Genomic DNA, 20,163 nt, shown 5'->3' on the forward strand with positions numbered 1-20,163 from the left:
ATCCTTCCTCGCGTCCATCGCCATCCGCGTCGCCCGCTCCTGCAGCTCGACGCTGTACTTCCTCGGTGCTGCCATGACTCTCATCCTTCCGTGGAATGAGAGCCTCCATCAGACCCGGGGCGATTCAGGAGCTGTGGCGCCAGATCTGGTCCAACAACCCCAACGAGCGCCTCAACCGCGAGATCCGCCGCCGCACCGACGTCGTCGGCATCTTCCCCGACCGGACCAGCATCATCCGCCTCGTCGGCGCCGTGCTCGCCGAGCAGCACGACGAATGGGCCAGGGCCGACGCTACTTCGGCCTCGAGACCCTGGCCAAGGCCCGCCTGACCCTGATCGACACCGAGACCATCAAGGAGGACAGCCCCGTCATCGGCGCCATCAGCGCCTAACACCCCCGAAGGATCACGCCCAACCTCGTACACCACCCCACCGGACTTGACCGCAGAGACGGGGTGGTGACCCGTGGTGAGGCAACGGCTGAAGCCCGGAGAGCACGGGGAGATCTTCGTCTACCAGACTCCGGACGGGAGATGGCGGGCGAAGACCCGACTGCGGTTGATGGATGGCAAGGAGACGCAGGTGTCGCGGGTCGGAAAGTCGGCCGAGGCGGCTCAACGTCCAGGCTGCTCTGGCGGAGCGGCTGGACCTGCCCAAGGGGTCGGAGCTCTGATGCCGGACAGCAAGGTGGGGCTCGCTGCGCGGCAGTGGATCAACGAGCTGCGCGAGCAGTCGACATGGCCCAACCCGCCGATCCTTCCGCAGACGGTCGATGAGTACGAGCGCCTGCTCGCCAACCACCTCGTCCCGCACCTGGGGCAAATTGCGATTGAACGAGCTGACCCCCGCCGTTTGCCAGGACTGGATCAACACGCTCATTCAGAAGGGCAAGAGCGGCGCACATGACCTCGTCGTGACCACGACTCAGGTCCGAGGCGCGTTGAACCGCCCCAGGTTTGATGCTGCATCTCTCTGAGTCGAGGAGGATGTGCACCATGCCGAAGAAGATCGAGCCCGCCGTCAAGGAGCGGGCAGTGCGGATGGTGAAGGACCACCGCGCGGACTACGAGTCACTGACCGCGGTGTGCAAGGTCGTGGCCGAGCGCCTGGGCCTGGGCCGGGAGACCGTTCGCCGGTGGGCGGTGCAGGCCGACGTCGATGCCGGGACCCGGCCAGGTGTGACGAGCGAGGAGAACGCGGAGATGAAGCGCCTGAAGGCGGAGAACAAGCGGCTGCGTGAGGACGTGGAGATCCTGCGCGCGGCGACAACTTTCTTCGTGGGGGAGCTCGACCCCCGCAACCGTTGATCATGGGGTTCATCGACACCATGCGGGCCCAGGGCCACGCGGTCGAGTCGTTCTGCCGGGTCCTGCGCGAGCAGGGCTGCCAGGTCGCCGCGCGGACCTACCGGATGTGGAAGCAGCGCGGCCGGCGCGTCGCGGCCCGTACCGTCGCCGATGCCCAGGTCCTCGACGCGGTCCGCGAAGTCGCCTTGACCATCGCCCGGGACGGCAGCGGCAAGTTGACCCCGGAGGGCCTGTACGGGCGACGCAAGATGACCGCCTACATCCGTTGCACTCGTCTGCCCGAGGCGTCCTTCGGTTCGATAGACCGGGCCATGCGGGCCTTGGGCCTGAACGGTGTGCGGCGAGGCAAGAAGGTCCGCACCACGATCCCAGCCAAGGACGGCCACCGGGCCGGTGATCTGCACAACCGCAACTTCACCGCCACGGCGCCGAACCGAGTGTGGGTCACGGACTTCACGTACGTGCGCACCTGGGCCGGGTTCGTCTACGTCGCCTTCGTCCTGGATGTCTTCGCCCAGCGGATCGTGGCCTGGCACGCCGCGAGCTCGATGGTCACCGACCTGGTCATGACCCCGCTGCGCATGGCGCTATGGCAGCGCGACCGTGAGGGCCGCCCGGCCCTGCCGGGCGAGCTGATCCACCGCTCCGACGCCGGCTCGCAGCTTAGGTTCAGGGGTCGATGCAACACCGCCCTGTAGAACAGAGCGTAGGTGCTCATCGAGGGCTTCGGCGGGTGTCCGGTAGTCGAGGGTCTTCCTGGGTCTCGCGTTGAGTGTGGAGGCGATGGCCTCTAGATCGCTCGGGCTGTGCCGGGAGAGATCGGTGCCCTTGGGAAAGTACTGGCGTAGCAGGCCATTGGTGTTCTCGTTCGTGCCACGCTGCCACGGCGAGTGCGGATCACAGAAGTAGACCGCCACCGCTGAGTCGATCCGCAGCTGAGCGTGCTGGGACATCTCCGAGCCCTGGTCCCAGGTCAACGACCGACGCAGCTGCTCGGGCAATGTGCCGAGCTGGGCGGTGATCGCGTCACGGACGGCCTCGGCGCCGTGGCCGGCCAATGGCGGACCGTTCTTGACCCGCTCGATGGTGCCCTGCCCTCCATCCGGGGTAGGTGCAGCAGCATCGTGAACCGGGTCGTGCGCTCGACCAGGGTGCCGATCGCGGACCGATTCAGACCGATGATCAGATCCCCTTCCCAGTGGCCGGGAACTGCCCGGTCGTCGGCCTCGGCGGGACGTTGGCTGATCAGCACCTCGGCGGTGACGAACTTCTTGCCCCGCCCGCGGGTGCGGGCCTGCGGCACCCGCAATGCGCGACCGGTGCGCAGGCACGCGCTCAGTTCGCGTTTGAGCGCGCCGCGGCCCTGGACGTACAGGGCCTGGTAGATCGCCTCGTGCGAGATGCGCATCGACTCATCATCGGGGAAGTCGATCCGCAACCGGCGGCTGATCTGCTCCGGGCTCCACGCAGTGCCCCAGCGCCGATCCGCGCGGCGTCCGTGGCGCCGGCCCTTCCAGGGCACATTCGGGCCGGGGATCGGGCGTCCGTCGGCATCGGTGACGGCCCCGGCGAGCCGCTGCTGGACGTAGTCCCGCAGCCGGTCGTTAGTGGCGAGCTTGGCGATCTTCGGTCGCCGGGCAGCCAGCTCGGCCTTCCACTGCGCGACCGATGCCCGGTAGACGAACTTCCCGCCTCTGGTCGCCGCGTTCCGGCGCAACTCACGAGAGATTGTCGACGGGTGCCGGCCCATCCTGCGACCAATCTCGCGGACGCCGAGGTTCTGAGCCTTCAGCAGTCCGAGTTCCTCACGTTCGGCGAAGGACAGGTACCGGCCTGTGGATTCGGCCAAGCTGATCGGTGGCATACCGCCACCGTGGCGGAACCACCGTGATCCGACCGGCGCCGACACGCCTACGGCAAGAGCAGCATCTTCGCTCGAAACACCCGTAGTGATGTGCCGCCAGAATTCCCTCTCAACCTCACGCGGCGGCGGCGGCCGCCCCGGCGACCGCATCGCCGGACGACCCGTGTGCCGCGTAGTCCGATCCTTCGGCCATGCCATCGAACATACCTCCATCATCGAGGTGTTGCGACGGCCACTGGAATCCGCCCAGTACACCTCGATCCGGTACACCGAGCACCTGGCCCTGGAGGAGATCCGCCCCTCGATCGGCACCGTGGGCGACGCCTACGACAACGCGCTGATGGAGACGGTCAACGGCCTGTACAAGACCGAGTGCATCGCCACCACCGTCTTCCACGACGGCCCCTACAAGACCCTCGCCGACGTCGAGTACGCCACCGCCGGCTGGGTCGAGTGGTACAACAACCGCCGCCTGCACGGCACCCTCGGAATGGTCCCGCCCACCGAGTACGAGCAGGCCTACTACGCTGCCCTCAAACCCGAGCCGCAGCCCGCATAACAGCGGCAGAGAACCTGGGGCGGTTCAGACCAGGTAGATCATGAAGTAGGCCTGCAGGGTCGGGGCCAGCGAGGTCATCGCGGCCTCCTGTCGTGGCGGGCGAGCCGGTCGGCGGCCGCGGCGAGCAGTTCCGGGATGGGCGATGAGGTACCAGTAGGAGTCGCTTGGCTCGGCGTGCCCGAGCCAGGTCGACAGGATCGGCAGGACGAGGGCCGGGTCCGCGCCTGAGTGGTATGCCTCGAGCATCGTGGTGACGGCGAAGGTATGGCGCATGTCGTGCAACCGGGGAGCAGACCCGCCGCCTGGTGCGGGTGCCAGCCCGTTGGCCTGGCGCGGGCCGGCGAAGGTGGCGTGCGCGATGCTCGGGCTCAGCCGCCGCCCGGTGCTGGAGATGAGCAGGGCCGGGCACGTGTTCGCCGCCGGCAGCCGGTCTCGCTGCTGCAGGTACCCGATCAGCCCGCCCGGAATGGGTGTGACAGCCTGAAGTGGCCCCGGTTGGGCAGTGTGTGATGGCTTGAATTGGCCCCACCCTCGACCCCTCCGGCCCTAGCGTCCGGATCGTCTGCCAAGGCGATTCGGATCAGCGAAGGGGCTGGTTGTGAAGGAGATGTCGAGAGTGGAGCAGTTCGAAAGTATCCGACGAGATGCCCGGGATGAGGGTTTGTCGATCCGGGCGCTGGCTTCGAGGCACCGGGTGCACCGTCGTACGGTGCGGCAGGCGTTGGCGGACCCGATGCCGCCGGCGCGGAAGGTCCCGGACCGGGTGGCCCCGGTGCTGGGCCGTACGTGGCCACGGTGCGGGCCTGGCTGGTCGCTGACCAGCAGGTCCCGCGCAAGCAGCGCCACAGCGCCCGCCGGGTCTGGCAACGCCTGGTCGAGGAGGAAGGAGCGAAGGTGGCCGAGTCCTCTGTCCGGGCGCTGGTGGCCGAGCTGCGCCGGGAGATCGGGACGAAGACGGCCGAGGTCGCGGTTCCGCAGACGCACCCGCCGGCGGAGGAGGCCGAGGTCGACTTCGGTGAGTTCAAGGCGATGGTCGGCGGGGTCTGGATGAAGTTGTGGATGTTCGTGCTGCGCCTGTCGCACTCGGGCAAGGCGGTCCACATCGCCTATGCCAACCAGGCTCAGGAGTCCTTCCTCGACGGCCACGTGCAGGCGTTCGAACGCCTGGGCGGGGTCCCGACCGGGATGATCCGCTACGACAACCTCACCGCCGCGGTGGTCCGGGTCGCGCTGGGCCGTGAGCGGCTGGAGAACGAGCGCTTCGTCGCGATGCGATCGCACTACGGCTACGACAGCTTCTTCTGCCTGCCCGGTATCGACGGCGCTCACGAGAAGGGCGGGGTCGAGGGCGAGATCGGCCGGTTCCGGCGCCGACACCTGGTCCCGATGCCGTCCTTCGCGACGCTGGCGGAGCTGAACGAGCACATGGCCAGGGCGGATTCGAAGGACGACTACCGCTACATCACCGGCCGGGCCGAGACCGTCAAGACCGCCGCCGCCCGCGAGCTGCCCGGGCTGCGGGCCCTGCCAACATCGGGGCCGTTCGACGCCGCCGCGACGCTGTCGTGCCGGGTCGATGCCAAGGCGCGCATCTGCGTGCGGCAGTCCTACTACTCCGTCCCGGCCCGCTACGCCGGGCGGCGCCTGCAGGTGCGTCTGGGCGCGGCGACGATCACGGTGATCGCCGAGGGCAAGGTCGTCGCCGAGCACGTCCGCTCGCTGCACAAGTACACCGAGGACCTGACCCTGGACCACTACCTCGAGGTCCTGACCCGCAAACCCGGCGCGCTGCCCGGGGCAACCGCCCTGGTCCAGGCCCGTGCCGCAGGCACGTTCACCAAGGTCCACCAGCGGTTCTGGGACGCCGCCCGGGCCGCGGACGGGGACCGGGCCGGCACCCGGGCCCTGGTCGGGGTCCTGCTCCTGCACCGGACCCTGCCCACGGCCGCGGTCCAGGCCGGCATGCACGCCGCCTTGACCATGGGCCGTTTCGATCCCGACCTCGTCGCCGTCGAGGCCCGCCGCCACCACCAGCCCGGCGGCGCTGGCGTGCCGGTCAAGGTGGCGGACACCGTGCCGGTCGATGCCCGACCGGCCCCGTCGCTGGCCGGCTACGACGACCTGCTCGGAGTCGGCGCATGAGCGCGACCACGGCGGCTGCGGCTCGTCCGGCGGTTACCGCCCTGTCCGAGCAGGCCGCCGCCGCGGCCGTCACGGCCGCGTGCCGGACCCTGGCTCTGCCGACGGTCCGGTCCCAGGCCCATGAGATGGCCCAGGCCGCCGCCCGTGACCGGCTGACCCACAGCGCCTACCTCGCCGAGGTCCTCATCGCCGAGTGCGACGACCGAGACGCCCGCCGCCGCCTGCGCCGGGTCAAGGAGGCCAAGTTCCCCCGGACCAAACGCCTCGAAGACTTCGACGCCACCGCGATCGCAGACCTGCCACCGGCGACCCTGGCGCACCTAGCCACCGGGGCCTGGATCGACGCCGGCGAGCCCCTGGTCCTGCTCGGGGACTCCGGCACCGGCAAGACCCACCTGCTCATCGCCCTGGGCACCGCCGCCGCCGAGCAGGGCCGCCGGGTCCGCTACGTCACCACCGCCGCCCTGGTCAACGAGCTCGCCGAGGCCGCCGCCGACCATCAGCTCTCCCGCGTCGTCGGCCGCTACGCCCGCATCGACCTGCTCTGCCTCGACGAGGTCGGCTACGTCCACCTCGACCCCCAAGGCGCCGAGCTGCTCTTCCAGATCATCACCGAACGCGAGGAACGCGCCTCGATCGCCTGCGCCTCCAACGCCCCCTTCTCCGAGTGGGGTGCAACCTTCACAGACCCACGACTGGCGGCCGCCGTCGTCGACCGACTCACCTTCAACGCCCACATCATCAACACCGGCACCACCAGCTACCGCCTGCGCACCACACGGGCGAAGAAGGGAGCCGCCCCGAGCTGAAACCCCTGCCCCCCGAGCCGGAGCCCCCCCACGAAGGGTGGCGTCACGGCACCCAGCAGCACGACCCTGGGTGGGGCCAGATCAAACCAGCACAGTGGGGCCAAATGGGGTTGTCATTCCCACCGGAAGCCGGGGTGCAGCGGCAGCACGCGGATCTTGCCGTACTTGCCGGTCACGGTAAGGGTGTTACTGGTCAGGTCGAGGTCGGTGACGTCGAGGCCGAGGGCCTCCCCGGTGCGTATCCCGGTGGCGGACAATCAACGCGATCAGGGTGTGGGAAGCTCGCGGCCCGGATCTTTGGGCGCAAATGGTCGGCCGCCCGCAGCAGCGCACTGATCTCCTCGCCGGCGTAGATGTACGGCACGGCCCGGGTCCGGCTTGCCGGCAGCAGCCGGCCCGGGGTACCTCGATGCTCGGGTCGATGGTGCTCGTCCACCGGGTAAAGCACGGGATCGCCGACAGACGCAGCGCCCGGCTGCGGGCCGACAGCTCCGCTAGCGCAGTCGCGCACGCGAGGGCGTGCTCGACGGTGACGGTGTCCGCGTGCAGCGCTGGGAGATGGTCGACGAACCCGTCCAGCACGCGCTCAACCCCACGCAGTGTATGCCCCAGGGCACGACGGACCCGCAGGTAGTCCCGGACCGTCTGGCGCAGTTAATGGCTCATGACTCGGCCTTGCTGCTCGGCCACGGCCGGGCCCGCATGGCGAGCCGGGCCTGGCCGGTCTTGGCGTACACGCTTGTAGTCGTCGGGCTGGCAAGGCGCAACAACTGCGCGACGTCGTCGAGGCTGGCGCCATGAAAACGACGGAAGCGAACTGCCTTAAGGGCTTGACCTACCGGTACGTACCTGTATAGTCAACGACCACGGCAGCCCATCGTCTCACCTCGACTTCGGTCAGCAAGGGAGTGGCAATGCTCGTCTCGAACGCAAGGCTCACTCAGCACGCTCAAGACCGCCACTGCCCGGATCGAGCCACGACTCATCAGGCGCATTGCGCTCACTTGTCGCTGGTGCTCTCCGAGGCAGAGAACCATGGCCTACCACGTGCCAAGCGGGAGACCGTGGAAGTCGTCAGGACAGCGCATGCAGTCGGCGCCACCGTGAAATCAAAGATCGAGAACATCATCGGCGTTGAAGACGCCGTCAACTCTGCTATTGCATTCCAGGCATACCCGCCCGCTGGGTTGCCTGCGGTGGCAGACCGAGCCCGGAGTCTTGCCGACGAGATCGTCGGGCTGGATGCGCCTGCGCCCCCCCTATTGCGCGCATTTGAAAGGCTTCACCGGCCAGCGAACAAGGTCTCCGAACAGTTCGTCGGAACGAGGACACACCAATAAAGGGAATGAGGAGGGAGCAAAGGTGCTTAACTCAGATACACTGAAATCTCGAGAAATGATTTCGCGTCTCACCCCGGAACGGGGCACTGAAAGCTATCTCGAGAAAGTGCCAACTAGGCTACTTTCAAAAGCGCTTAGCGCCAGCGGTGTAGGCGTTACCACCCAGTTCAGAGAAGTGATTGATCTATTTGGCTCTGATGACGGCACGCCCCCTGGATTTCGAATTGAAACCATATTCGATGTTCAACAGGACGTCATTCACTACGACCTCGTCCGAGACATCGGCTACGCGTCAAATGGCCTGGCCCGTCCGACCCCGCTCCTATTTTCCGTTGATTCGGCGAACCCTTACGAGGTCGAACCGTGCGCGGGAATCGTAGCGAATTTGACGTGCAACCCGGGAATCGTCTACGACCTGTTCCTAAATAATCCGAAGGCCAACGTTAGGAACGAATTCAAGACGATCGAGGAGGTTGTCGGGCGCCTGGCTGACATTCTCGGTCCAGGGAGCGACATCTCGGTGGAGCTTCACAATCCCTTCGACAATGACTTCGGGAGGATTCTTGATGAAATCGCCCGGTATGAGGAGATACTGACTAAGCACCGCCTCGTCGTCAAGGTCCCGCACACGGGCCCAGTTAACGCTTCTAATGTGTCCCAGTTGTTGAGCGGTGACGGGCGTCTAGACCGTCGATATGACCAAGGCAACGCCGCAGATTACCTACACGGGCATCGGCTTGCTTCGAGACTCCAAGAAGCCGGCTACCGAATCAACTTCACCCTCATGTTTGAACCATATCAAGTACCGTTGGCGCTTCAAACACGGCCATACTTTATCAATGCGTTTATCCGACATCGCGTGGCCGCAACAAGGCGGATCCAGGGGGCCTTAGCGGCGTTTGATGCGACGGAAGACATCCAGTTCATCGAAGAGTTGCGCTCGTTCCTATTGAATGCCGACTATCTGGCCCCCTCGGACGAGCACATGGACCTATTGCAGGTCCTACAATTGGCGCGTTCTTTGTCAAGATACCGGTCTCGAAACAACGATGATGGTCTCGATACGGCGCGAAGTGCGCTTCGGTGGCTGCAGACCGCGAACCTTCCGGACACTCGTTTGATCATTTGCTCCATGGAGGGCCACGAGATGTTCCCGGACGTCATGTCCATGCTAACCGAAGATGAATTCATGCCGATGCATAACCGCGTGGTAGTAACTACTGAGCCAGACTATCTGTCACGCTGGACCAGCACGCCACAGGTCGTTAGTTACCAGCGGCGTTTCATGAAAGCTGCGGAAGGTGTGAACGCGGCAATTCGTCAGCCAGTGGCAACCGGACCTTCAGGCGAGGTTGTTTGAGTCGCAAGCCAATCTGGCCACAATTCCCGCTGAGCGTTAATTTCAACCCGACGATAGGAGACAGCAAGTGAACAATAGTGACATTGTAAGGGCATCGATTGATGCTATCTGGTGTCGTGGAGAACTCGATCGTATTCCCGAGTTCTACACAGAGGACTTCGTTTCCCACCAGCCCGCCACACCAGGCTTTCATTGGCCGCCCGGCCATGAAGGCGTCAGGGAAGTGGTGGCTCGAATGCGCACCACCTTCCCCGACTACCACGAATCGCCCAAATTTGTAATCAGCGAAGGCGATCTGGTGGCTGTTCATCAATTGAATACGGGAACGAACACCGGCGACGGTCCTTTTCCGCCCACCGGCAAGCGTTTTGAAGCGATCGACGCAATGGTTTGCAAAATGCGCGACGGCAAAATTGCGGAACAGTGGGGCCTCCTGGACCTATACGCAATTGTTGTCCAGCTGGGCGTGAGGGAACCGGTCCCTGGGCTTATCAACTAGTCGAATTCGAGAGGCGAACCGTGAACTGAAGGAGCTAGAGATGTAGCGGCGGCGTCTCCTAGTTGGTCGCCGTGGCCGGCCCCGACTCCCTTACGGGGCCGGCCGAAAACTCCCAGACACGCGAAAACGAACAAGTCGGCTAGAGCGATCGCAGCGGGCCGTCGGACTACCCGATCCATCACCACGGGTTTGACACAGACAACGACTATTAACGGAAGATGTGAGACATCGATGAAGATGACACATGGAGTGGTCGCAATCCTGAGCGCTTCAGCTCTTGGACTCGCTGCTTGCACAGGACCAGCTGAGGGTGAGGGCTCTGCCGTCGCAGAACAGAAGCCTGTCAGCGAGGACGCTATCGTCATTGGTATCCCTGTTGGCTTGACAGGGTCAAACTCTACGATCGCTCCTTCCATTGTTCAGGCGTCCCAGGTTGCGATTAATGAAATCAATGAATCTGGCGGCCTTCTAGGACGCGAGGTGGCGATGCGTGTCTACGACGACCAAAGCGGCGCCGAAGGAGCCGTGAAGGCTTTTACGAAAGCGATACTTGACGATGGCGTCACCGGGATAGTGGGAATGGAAACGAGTGCGGCACGCAATGCCGGACAGCCTATCGCCGCGCGCGAGAATGTTCCCTATATCTATACCTCGAACTACGAAGGCGGGGCATGCGCTCCGAATCTATTTATCCCAGCGCCCGTACCGATCCAGGTCTCTGAGCCGGCAATTGACTACGTCCAAGAGCAGATGGACGCAGAAACATGGTTCCTCGTGGGGAGCGATTATGCCTATGGAAGAGGTGCGGTCAACTTCTTTTCTGAACTCCTCACAGATAAGGGGTACGAGGTCGTAGGCACGGAATTTAATCCAATCGACGCGCCCGATTGGACTAGCGTTTTGCAGAGTATCCGTGCTGCAGAGCCGGATGCCGTGGTGAGCGCGTTCGCCGCAGGCGCGCCCCACGTCACCTTCTTTCAGCAGTGGCATGAAGGGGGATTTGACATTCCTCACGTCAGTCTGACTGTGGACGAGCAGACGGCAAAGGACCTTGGTGAAACCGTTGAGGGATTGCTGTACCCCAGCCCCTACTTTACTGAGCTGGACAACGACGGTAACGACGCACTGCTCGCGGCACTAGAGGACGAATTTGGAGAAGAGGCACAATTGCCCAATTACCTGTCTGTGCCTCAGTACAACGGAGTGCGCCTCCTAGGAAATGCGATCGAGCAAGCAGGATCGACAGACAGCGAAGCCATCATCGAGGCACTCTCGCAGGTTGAGTTTGAGGGGCCGTCAGGAAGAGTGGCAGTCGACAAACAGCACCATGCTGCCCTGAACATCTGGATGGGCGAGGTGCGGCCAGATGGCACGACCGCCGTCGTTCATGACTTCGGCCTGATCGAACCGGGCGACCAGTGCCCTGGCTTGAACTGAAGCGACTTGATTTACCTTTCAGTATCTGACTCGCAGTGAGGAGACGGCGGTGGGTTGTATGTGTACCTTTAATGAGAGCGGCTGTGCATCGTGAGCGGCCTCGCTTTAGATTCTATCTCCACCGGGGCCATCCTGATTGTGGTTGTTTCGGGTATGTTGCTCGTGTTCGGGATGATGAGAATCATCAACTTTGCACACGGCGCCTTTATGACGATCGGCGCGTACGGCACTGTCGTAGGCGCACAGATTGGCTTGTCATATTGGTGGGCTCTCTGCCTCAGCGTGGCTGGGGCAATGGTGGTCGCTATGGCTGTCGAGCCAATCATTATCCGACGTCTTTACGGTCGCCCCCTAGACATGATCCTTGCGACCTGGGGTCTGAACCTGATCATCGTACAGTTGCTGGTGCTCTACTTTGGCAGAGGGACGTATGTATCAGGATCACCAGGTATCGGCGCAATTGACTTCGGAGGCGTTACCTACTCTGGATTCCGCCTCGTCCTTGTCATAGCGGCACTAGCTATATGTGCTATATTCATGCTGGTTCTAAAGCGTACGCGAGCCGGACTTTTGGCCCGGGCTGTAATCATGGATGAGCATCTCACTGAGTCGTTGGGTATCGATTCTAAGATGGTGCGATTTGTGACGTTCACTCTTGGCTCGGCAATGGCGGGCCTAGCGGGTGGCCTCGTGGCGCCGCTCCTCAGCGTCGACCCAACGCTTGGAAACTACTGGCTTTTGATTGCCTTCATGCTGTCACTGCTGGTCGGCGTATCTATTCGAGGCCTGTTGTTGACTGGGCTCGTCTTCGGTACAGCTCAGGTCCTGGTGGGGACACTGCTCAACGCAACGGTAGCGACGCTTGTGGTGCCTCTCTTGGTAGTCACTGTCCTGAGGTTCAGACCTGCCGGCTTCGCCAGGCAGGCAACGACGTTCTAGTCCAGATCATTTCATTGTTATAGGGATAGCTGAGGATGGTTCCGATGAGTGGTAGCAGCAGTGTTGCGTTACCAAAAGCCAGGGTGGTGCAGCCGGCCCCTGACGAAAGGCGAAGGCAGCCCCGGTCATTTGTGAAGTTCCTACTAGGTGCGAGTGTATTACTCGCTCTTGGGCCCGCCATGGATAGCTACACTCAAAGCGTTCTCGCTGTAGCGTTCCTATTCGGTGTAACCGCAGTCACGGTTGATCTGTTATGGGGATACACTGGCATTCTTAGTTACGCACAATCCGCATTTTTCGGGCTTGGTGCATATGGAGTCGCAGTCGCCGTCAGCCAAACAGGAGCCTATACCGTGCCAATGGCGCTTCTGGGGGCCGCAATAGGCGTTATTTGTGCTGTGGTGACTGCGTTCATTTTTGGAGCTCTCTCATTCCACTCAAAGGCGAATTGGCTCTATATCGCGGTTGTCACGTTCGCGGCACCGTTTATCTTCCAGAGGGCTATGCTTTCTGGCGGGACGTTTACGGGCTCGAGTAGCGGCTTAGCGGGATTCAGCCCGGTCGCGCTCTCGCCTCTCTCTTGGTACTGGCTTTGCGGTGCGTTTCTAATCGTCGTGCTCGTGTGTGCGTATGTATTCACGAAATCTGACATGGGCACCGTTCTGCGAGCGATTCGAGATAACGAGACACGGTGCCGATTCGTTGGTGTCAGAGTGCATCGAATCAAACTCTATCTGTTCGCTGCACTGAGCGTCGTGTCAGCATTGGCGGGAGTTCTATACGCCTTGTCTCAAAATGTAGTGGCGCCGGACATTGGTTCCTTCGAGCTGGCCACGCAGATGATTATTTGGACCGCTGTCGGGGGACGGGCGACGTTGTTTGGTCCGGTTGTAGCTGCGATCGGCGTGAATTGGGCTACAGCCAGCCTAAGTGGTGATCTACCTTTCCTATGGCAACTGCTTCTTGGAATCGTCTTCGTGGTTGTCGTCATGTACTTCCCCGCTGGTGCAGCCGGAATGTTGAAGCCACTATGGCAACGACTGCTCCGTAAGAGTGGTACGCAGGCGCCGACCGACCAAGTAGTCCTCAGGGCCGCCGACAAGGGAGATAACGCCGCCGACAAGGCAGGTGGACTAGAACTCGATGGGGTAGTTCTCCAATATGGTGCCGTTCGGGCGGTGTCGGGCCTGTCGTTTCAAGCTGTCCCCGGGGAGTTGGTCAGCATTGTTGGCCCCAATGGCGCCGGGAAGACATCGGCGATGCACTGCATCAGCGATGGACGTAAAAGGACTTCCGGTACCGTTCGCGTGTCAGGCACTGATACAGGCAACCTGCCGCCCGAAGAAGTGTCATGGCTCGGCGTTGGCCAGAAGTTCCAGCACGCGAGTGTCTTCTCCACCTTGACGGTGGGTGAAGCACTTCGCGTGGCGCGATACTCCAAGGATCGGCCATCTCTTCTTCGAAGGGACGAGGAACTTGAGTTGCCCCAGCTCGCGATCGAAGTACTGGAGGCGACTGACCTAACAGATCAACTGCGTACGGTCGCAGGAAATCTCTCGCATGGCGAGAAGCAGGCACTCGAGTTGGCCTTGCTACTCGCAACAGATCCTTCTGTGGTCCTCCTCGATGAACCGACTGCTGGCTTGTCTCACGCAGAACGATTGCAACTCGGCCGCATTTTCCAACAGATCGCGAGCGAGTTCAAACGAGTCGTGATCCTTGTTGAGCACGATCTGGAGTTCGTTCGCAATGTAAGTTCGCGAATCATTGTGATGAACAATGGTGAACTCATCCTCGACGGGAGTGTCGCAGACGTTGTTGAGTCAGACGTCGTGAGGGAAATTTACACTGGATCGGTAGAGGAGGCAGACGAGTGAGTGATGGCTCGGAGATCAAAACCGTCGCCCGCGATAGAAGTAGGGCGACAGTAGCGCTGGCAGTAAGCGGACTTACAAGCGGGTACGCTGGAGCAAAGGTCCTGCATGGCGTAAATCTCGAGGTGCCCACTGGTGGTGCATCTTGCGTGGTTGGTCGCAACGGGATGGGCAAGAGTACTCTGCTAAAGACCATCTTTGGCCTTGTTCCCCGGATGGCCGGCGAGGTAGAACTCTTTGGCTCCGCACTAGACGCCAAAACACGACCGCACTCGATAGCTCGACGTGGAGTCGCCTACATCGCGCAAGAACAAGCGCTATTCGGAGACCTAACCGTTGAAGAGAACATCTCTGTGGCGCTCAGAGAGTCGCTAAGCGTTGAGGAGGGTATGGCTCGCGTTACCGAGTTGTTTCCAAAGTTGGGGGAACGACGCGCCCAAATGGCTGGCACCTTAAGCGGGGGAGAGCAAAAAATGTTGCTGCTCGCGCGGGGTTTGGTAAATCGACCACAACTGCTCATCTTGGATGAAATTACGGAAGGTCTACAGCCTTCGGTGCGACATCTACTACGAGAGGTCCTCGCTGACCAGCGTGAGAAGTACAAGACTACCGTTCTGGCTGTAGAACAGGATCTTGAATTCGCCTTCTCCTTAGCAGATGACTTTGCAGTAATGAGCGTGGGTGAGATCGTCAAGACAGGTTTCACCCGCGAACATAGGTGGAAGGACGTCGCACTCGAATTCGTATCCGTCTGAGAGCGGAGTTGATTGACCGCCCGTCTGGGCGCGGCACGTGTCACAGACGGCGAAACTTCATCTGGGGCTTTGTGCACATGTCAACGACACGCCGAACCTCGGGTCGGGCAACGGGAAAGCTTGTTTTCGCAATGAAGCGGGGTATAGCCACATGAACGATCGAGGTAAACGCGTTTCCGATTTGGTTCGTAGAGTTTCGGCACTCGAACGATCGGTTGAAGTGCGAGCAATGATCACTGCTTATGGGGAAGCGTGCGATGAAGGTCCTTATCAAATCGCTGGCCTCGAGAAGTACTGGTCTCGCAACGCACGATTCGCGAGCAACGGTGATGAGCACGTTGGTCACGACGATATTGCCGCCTTCTTCAAGCAGCTAGTCGCACCCTTCACCCTGCACTACTTTACTAACATACGGGTGACCGGTCTTGGCGATGATACCGTCCAGGTGCACTGCTATGGGTGGGAAACGCCTGTAATAGGAACGGCATCCGCCGTTGGAGCGTTTACGCACGATGTCGCGCTAGCGACTGACTGGCAGCAAAAGTGGCGGTGGAACGAATGGCAGCAGTCCGTCCATTTCATTAGCCCACACGATCGCGGGTGGGCGCCAGCCACGAGAGTGATTGACCAAACGTCCACGGGTGAACTACCCACAGCTGAGGAGTGAACGCAATTGGCTTCAGATCGCAGGTATCCGCCGGGTGATGCAACAGAATTGGAAGCGTGCGATCACCGCCTTGCGCTCTTAGAAGATCGCAGAGATATTGAGGACGCCAAGCTGCGGTTCGTCGAGTCGTTCGACAAGGCCACTAATGGCTCCAGCGAATTCGCCGCATCGGATTTCCCGATTGCCGATACGTTCTCCTGGACCGGCGAGCAGTTCGGTATTTACGAGGAGGTGAACGGCCTTAACAGGCTTGTAACGCAATTTCGGGATGCGTTCGACATGTCCCTCCAGTATTTGAGTTTGGTCAACATTGTGATTGAACCTGGAAGGCTCGCCGCGTCGGGGACTTGGTTGGTCTGGCACCCATTGGCGATAAGGGGCGAACCATGGATCCTGGCAGGTAGATACCATGACGGCTTTATACGGTATAACACCACCTGGCTCGTGAGTTCTGTTCGACTCGAACTTGAACTCCTTGTGCCATGGCGAACCGGGTGGGCGGCCGAGCGATTTTCCGATAGTTGGAAATGGCCTCCTAACGTCAATCTGTGATTCGTTTCGGTCTACTTACAGCAATCTCGGCGCTCGCCTTCGACGGCGGTGCCACCAGTGTGCCGGGCGGAATGCATATTCATTTCGGTCGCTACATTCCAATCGTACGAGAAGAGAAGGTGAGCGCGATGGAGTCGACAGTCCTTCCGAGCAGTCCGGGTTCCCCGCCGCCGGGACAGGCATATTCGAACGCAGTCCCAAAGAGTCCGGGCATCCCCACTCCTGGCTGGATAGCAGCAGGTTTGGTGCCCAAGAGTCCCGGCTCACCGCCGCCGGACACGGCGGAGCCTGACGTTGTACCGATGAGCCCGGGCGCTTCGCCACAGAGCTATGGGCGACTTCCCGCTCTGAATGCGACATCGTTCTCTCGGAGAGGGTGATGGGACGGGCGCTACTCCATATCCGAACGAGTCTCACGGACCTCACTCACCACGCACACCGCGGAATTGGGCAACGTCAACCCGTCAATCACCGGCATAAAGTTCATGAGGCGGCACAGACATCCTGTTGGGAATGATGGGAGGAAAGGCTATTGGTGGTAAAGAAGAATCGCGCAAAGCTGCGCGCATTTGATCGCAAGACGGCCCTGCTGTGTATTGATTTGCAGAAATTCTGCTGCACCCACACCGGTGGGAGTTTCGCCACAATCGATCTTCATCATCCGGCTAGTGGTGGCTACCGCATGTACTTCGACCGGCTGAACGAGGTCGTCGTTCCGGCAGTATCGCGCCTTCAATCGACCTTTAGGAATGCCGAGCTGGAGGTGATTCATCTCCGTATACAGTCCTTAACGCGTGATGGTCGCGACAGGAGTGCTCAGCACAAGCGCCTTGGTTCGCTGGTGTTCCCTGGATCGCTCGACTCTCAGTTCATTGAAGGGGTCGAACCAGTCGGCGACGAGATCGTCATTAACAAGACATCTTCTGGCCCGTTCAGTAGCACGAACCTCGATTACGTGTTAATGAATCTTGGAATCCGAACTCTTGTGATGACTGGCGTCGAGACTAGCGAGTGTGTGGAGTCCACCGCGCGGGCGGCTTCGGATCGAGGGTATGACGTAGTGGTTGTCGAAGATGCCACAGCTGCCGCTTCACCCGTAATCCAAGAGGCTTCCATCGAGTCGATGCGGTACACCTATGCTGAGGTACTCAGTTCCGAAGAGGTCGTATCATGGATGCGTGGGGCAAAAGCGTCCCGAATAACTCCTGACATGGGGGCAGTGCCAGGGTCGTAGTGGTTCTTCGCTCGGGAGGTACGCAGTCCGATATGGGGCGTCGCGGCTGAAAACCAAGCCCCCTGCCTGGCCGCGGCTCCGTCGTCGACCCCGAGCTCGGAAGCCTTTGAAAGAGGTCGAGCCCTCAGCCGCGGCACATCAGTTTTACCCATTGCGCTTCTGGGTGCGGTGAGGTCGCGACGAGCACGCACAGTTCTGTCCCCCGATCCGGGAGTTCGCGATCGCGACGCCTGCTGCGGCGGACTTCGGTGCTTGCTCTTCAGAATTGAGGGTGTAGGAGGGCTTCTGAATCCGCCGGCCTCGAGTAGAGATTCTGGCGATGTAGTTGGTGCGTTTTGGAATCCGAGGGCGGAGCCGCGGACGTGGTCGGACCGACCAATTGATCGCCGTGGTAGGGCCGTTGGACGCACCAGGGCGGTCGAAGAAGGCCAGAACATCGGCAGCGCGACGCTGCCCTAGGCAGCCTCGACCTCGACAAGGCGTCCGGTGCGAAGAGTTCTTGAAGCCGCTGGGTCTGCCGGTCGGTGAGCAGATCGGCGCCGGTGTACAGGGTGCGCGGCGTCCCCGACCATCCCGGACGACGTGGGAAGGGATCCATCACCGCGACAGCGTCGGGCGCTGGACGAAGTGCCGCTGCCGCGTCCTGCTGGATACTCGCGGTCACCGCGGCCGCAAAGGGCGACTCGCTCTGCTCCGACGGTGACGTAACTTGGCGCCGCGGCGGGTGTGGCGCCACACGTGCACATCGACCCCGACCACTGTGACGCCATTCAAACCGCTGCGCGTCATCGATGAGGACCCGTCTCGGCGACGCGGGCCACGGTCAGGCGCTTCGGCTCGGCCGCCTGGGAGGTGTGTCAAGGGACAGTGAGGACTGCCCAGGGGCGGTCGTGAGACCTGCCCGGTGACGGTCACGAGATCTGCCCGGTGATGGCCATGGGATCTGCCCAGTGCTGGCCATCACCGGCCTCGTTGGTTAGGCCAAGGCCTTCACTCCTCGTCCGGTCAGTGCCTGGGAGAGGCGGACGGACTCGCCGCTGGTCTGGCAGACGTGGGCGTGGTGCAAGAGCCGGTCGACCGTGGCGGTGGCGATGGTCTTGGGCATGAGTTCGTCGAAGCCAGCCGGATGGAGGTTCGAGCTGATGGCGACGGCCCGTTTTTCGTAGGCGGCGTCGACGAGGCGGTAGAGGCCCTCGGCGGCGTCGGTCGCGACGGGGAGCAGGCCGATGTCGTCGACGATGATCAGGTCGGCGCGCAGCACCCTGGCGATGGCCTTGGTGACGGTGTCGTCCGCGCGGTGGCGGCGCAGCACGGCGCCGAGGTCTTCGAGGGTGAACCAGGAGACCTTCAGCCCCTGCTCGACGGCCTGCTGGCCCAGGGCCTCGAGCAGGAACGTCTTGCCGGTGCCGGAGGGGCCGCAGAGGACGAGGTTCTCCTTGCGGGTGACCCATTCCAGGGTGCGTAGTGCCTGCTGGGTCGGGACGGGGATCGAGGAGGCGGCCTCGTCCCAGGCGTCGAAGGTCTTGCCGGTGGGGAAGCCTGCCGCGGTGCGGCGGGTGGCCAGCGCGGCGCGGTCGCGGCCGGCGGCCTCCTCGCTGAGCAGGGCGCGCAGGACCTCGACGGGTTCCCAGCGTTGGGCCTTGGCGGTGGCGATGACCTCGGGGGCGTGGGTGCGGATGTGCGCAGCCGTAGCCGGCGCAGCAGCGTTTGGAGGTCCTCCGGCAGCGGCGGGGCCGCCGGGACCCGAGAGTCGGCACTGCCGTGGTCGCCGCGCTCATGAGGCCACCTCCTCACCGGTGGCCGCGTCGTCGCCGTGCTGGTGGCCCAGTGCCGCCCAGGCGCTGGTGCCCTGGGTGAGTGAGCGGTCTTCTCCGGCCCGGGGGGTGGCACCGGGCCGGGCGCTGGCGTGGTGGTGGGCCCTGACCCTGGTTCGTGGACACGCTGAATCCCGCAATCGCGGGAGAGAGCGAGAATCTTGAACCATGGCCCGTAAGAACTACTCCGATGAGTTCCGTCGGCAGGCCGTCGATTTGTACGAGTCCACTCCGGGCGCGACGGTGCGTGGCATCGCCGAGGACCTGGGCGTCGAGCGTGGCACGTTGCGTCACTGGCTCGGCCTGTACGGGACCGGCAAGAAGACCGCTGCCGACGGCACGCCCACCGCCAGCCCGCTCAAACCGGCCCAGCCGGAGGCGTCGGCGCCGGCTGCGAGGGAGGAGACCGACGAGCAGCAGATCGCCCGGCTTCGGGCGCGGGTCAACGAGCTGGAGGCTGAGAGGACCAAGCTTACGACCGAGCGAGAGATCCTCAGGTCGGCGGCGAAGTATTTCGCCGGGGAGACGAACTGGTGAGCCGCTTCCAGTTCGTCGCCGACCACCAGGACACCTTCGAGGTGAAGCGGTTGTGTGAGCTCGTCGAGATCGAGCGATCGTCCTACTACGCCTGGAAGGCCGGGGCACCGGCCCGGGCGGCTCGGGCCGCGGCCGACGCCGAGCTGGCCGAGAAGATCCGGGCCATCCACGCCCAGGACAACAACCTCGGGGCCCCGCGGGTGACCGCGGAGCTCAACGACGCGGTCGCCGCTGGGGAGCGGGTCAACCACAAGCGGGTCGCGCGGGTGATGCGCGAGCACGGCATCCGCGGCTACCGCAAGCGCCGGCGGGTCCGGACCACGATCCCGGAGCCGTCGGGGCAGAAGGTGAATCGCCCCGGGTCTGATGGAGGCTCTCATTCCACGGAAGGATGAGAGTCATGGCAGCACCGAGGAAGTACAGCGTCGAGCTGCAGGAGCGGGCGACGCGGATGGCGATGGACGCGAGGAAGGAT

Annotated in this window: 13 protein-coding genes and 8 pseudogenes; 16 read left to right on the top strand and 5 right to left on the bottom strand. The window is 62.7% G+C overall.

Annotation, left to right across the window (positions count from 1 at the left end; translation table 11 throughout):
* Nucleotides 1-125: 125 nt before the first annotated feature.
* The 3 genes and pseudogenes from GD748_RS19105 to GD748_RS20085 all read left to right on the top strand — a co-directional run.
* Nucleotides 126-391 (top strand): annotated as a pseudogene (locus GD748_RS19105) (transposase); the annotation flags it as partial.
* Nucleotides 392-671: 280 nt separating this feature from the next.
* On the top strand, nucleotides 672-905 hold the full coding sequence (locus GD748_RS19110) for a hypothetical protein (RefSeq protein WP_152196841.1): 234 nt from the start codon (nucleotides 672-674) through the stop codon (nucleotides 903-905).
* An 89-nt stretch (nucleotides 906-994) separates the two neighbouring features.
* Nucleotides 995-1,968: pseudogene (locus tag GD748_RS20085) on the top strand (IS3 family transposase); the annotation flags it as partial.
* Nucleotides 1,969-1,980: 12 nt separating this feature from the next.
* Here the strand turns inward: GD748_RS20085 and GD748_RS19125 are convergent.
* A pseudogene (locus GD748_RS19125) lies at nucleotides 1,981-3,368 on the bottom strand (IS30 family transposase); the annotation flags it as partial.
* A gap of 46 nt (nucleotides 3,369-3,414) precedes the next feature.
* On the opposite strand from GD748_RS19125, the pseudogene GD748_RS19130 reads away from it, so the two are divergent.
* Nucleotides 3,415-3,729, top strand: a pseudogene (locus GD748_RS19130) (integrase core domain-containing protein); the annotation flags it as partial.
* 24 nt (nucleotides 3,730-3,753) lie between these two features.
* Here GD748_RS19130 and GD748_RS19135 read toward each other — a convergent pair.
* Nucleotides 3,754-4,002 (bottom strand): site-specific integrase, encoded by a 249-nt coding sequence (locus GD748_RS19135; RefSeq protein WP_152196844.1) that lies wholly within the window; start codon nucleotides 4,000-4,002, stop codon nucleotides 3,754-3,756.
* Nucleotides 4,003-4,336: 334 nt separating this feature from the next.
* Between GD748_RS19135 and istA the strand changes: the two are divergent.
* Together istA and istB (GD748_RS19145) are read left to right on the top strand one after the other, a co-directional pair.
* Nucleotides 4,337-5,871 (top strand): annotated as a pseudogene (istA, locus tag GD748_RS19140) (IS21 family transposase).
* Nucleotides 5,868-6,680 carry an IS21-like element helper ATPase IstB gene (istB, locus tag GD748_RS19145; RefSeq protein WP_152196845.1) on the top strand — a complete coding sequence of 271 codons (813 nt, stop codon included), beginning with the start codon at nucleotides 5,868-5,870 and terminating at the stop codon, nucleotides 6,678-6,680. Before istA ends, istB (GD748_RS19145) begins: the two are co-directional and overlap by 4 nt.
* Before the next feature lie 113 nt (nucleotides 6,681-6,793).
* On the opposite strand, the gene GD748_RS19150 is transcribed toward istB (GD748_RS19145), so the two are convergent.
* Nucleotides 6,794-6,937, bottom strand: coding sequence for a tyrosine-type recombinase/integrase (locus GD748_RS19150; protein ID WP_152196846.1), 144 nt, complete (start codon nucleotides 6,935-6,937; stop codon nucleotides 6,794-6,796).
* A 657-nt stretch (nucleotides 6,938-7,594) separates the two neighbouring features.
* Here GD748_RS19150 and GD748_RS19695 point away from each other — a divergent pair.
* From GD748_RS19695 to GD748_RS19200, 9 genes are all read left to right on the top strand, one after another.
* The gene (locus GD748_RS19695; protein ID WP_193313035.1) at nucleotides 7,595-8,020 is read left to right on the top strand and encodes a hypothetical protein; all 426 of its coding nucleotides are present in this window, start codon (nucleotides 7,595-7,597) and stop codon (nucleotides 8,018-8,020) included.
* 22 nt (nucleotides 8,021-8,042) lie between these two features.
* Complete coding sequence (locus tag GD748_RS19160; protein ID WP_193313036.1) at nucleotides 8,043-9,380, top strand: transaldolase family protein; 1,338 nt, start codon at nucleotides 8,043-8,045, stop codon at nucleotides 9,378-9,380.
* Nucleotides 9,381-9,447: 67 nt separating this feature from the next.
* On the top strand, nucleotides 9,448-9,879 hold the full coding sequence (locus tag GD748_RS19165) for an ester cyclase (RefSeq protein ID WP_152196848.1): 432 nt from the start codon (nucleotides 9,448-9,450) through the stop codon (nucleotides 9,877-9,879).
* 231 nt (nucleotides 9,880-10,110) lie between these two features.
* A complete protein-coding gene (locus GD748_RS19170; RefSeq protein ID WP_152196849.1) occupies nucleotides 10,111-11,316 on the top strand; it encodes a substrate-binding protein in 1,206 nt (401 codons plus the stop codon).
* A 90-nt stretch (nucleotides 11,317-11,406) separates the two neighbouring features.
* Nucleotides 11,407-12,255, top strand: a complete 849-nt coding sequence (locus GD748_RS19175; protein ID WP_152196850.1) for a branched-chain amino acid ABC transporter permease — start codon at nucleotides 11,407-11,409, stop codon at nucleotides 12,253-12,255.
* A 179-nt stretch (nucleotides 12,256-12,434) separates the two neighbouring features.
* Nucleotides 12,435-14,132: a branched-chain amino acid ABC transporter ATP-binding protein/permease gene (locus tag GD748_RS19180; RefSeq protein ID WP_193313037.1), complete on the top strand. Its 1,698-nt coding sequence runs from the start codon at nucleotides 12,435-12,437 to the stop codon at nucleotides 14,130-14,132.
* Nucleotides 14,129-14,884, top strand: a complete 756-nt coding sequence (locus GD748_RS19185; protein ID WP_226921665.1) for an ABC transporter ATP-binding protein — start codon at nucleotides 14,129-14,131, stop codon at nucleotides 14,882-14,884. The genes GD748_RS19180 and GD748_RS19185 overlap by 4 nt, the downstream gene beginning before the upstream one ends.
* 673 nt (nucleotides 14,885-15,557) lie before the next feature.
* Nucleotides 15,558-16,103 carry a nuclear transport factor 2 family protein gene (locus GD748_RS19195; RefSeq protein WP_152196853.1) on the top strand — a complete coding sequence of 182 codons (546 nt, stop codon included), beginning with the start codon at nucleotides 15,558-15,560 and terminating at the stop codon, nucleotides 16,101-16,103.
* A gap of 535 nt (nucleotides 16,104-16,638) precedes the next feature.
* Nucleotides 16,639-17,337, top strand: a complete 699-nt coding sequence (locus GD748_RS19200) for a cysteine hydrolase family protein (protein ID WP_193313038.1) — start codon at nucleotides 16,639-16,641, stop codon at nucleotides 17,335-17,337.
* Nucleotides 17,338-17,621: 284 nt separating this feature from the next.
* On the opposite strand, the pseudogene GD748_RS20090 reads toward GD748_RS19200, so the two are convergent.
* Nucleotides 17,622-17,971, bottom strand: a pseudogene (locus GD748_RS20090) (ISL3 family transposase); the annotation flags it as partial.
* 342 nt (nucleotides 17,972-18,313) lie between these two features.
* Nucleotides 18,314-19,131: pseudogene (gene istB, locus GD748_RS19205) on the bottom strand (IS21-like element helper ATPase IstB).
* A 188-nt stretch (nucleotides 19,132-19,319) separates the two neighbouring features.
* On the opposite strand from istB (GD748_RS19205), the pseudogene GD748_RS19210 reads away from it, so the two are divergent.
* Nucleotides 19,320-20,035 (top strand): annotated as a pseudogene (locus tag GD748_RS19210) (IS3 family transposase); the annotation flags it as partial.
* Nucleotides 20,036-20,163 lie beyond the last annotated feature (128 nt).

This window comes from Georgenia subflava (assembly GCF_009193155.1).
In the GTDB taxonomy this organism is placed as follows: Bacteria; Actinomycetota; Actinomycetes; order Actinomycetales; family Actinomycetaceae; genus Georgenia; species Georgenia subflava.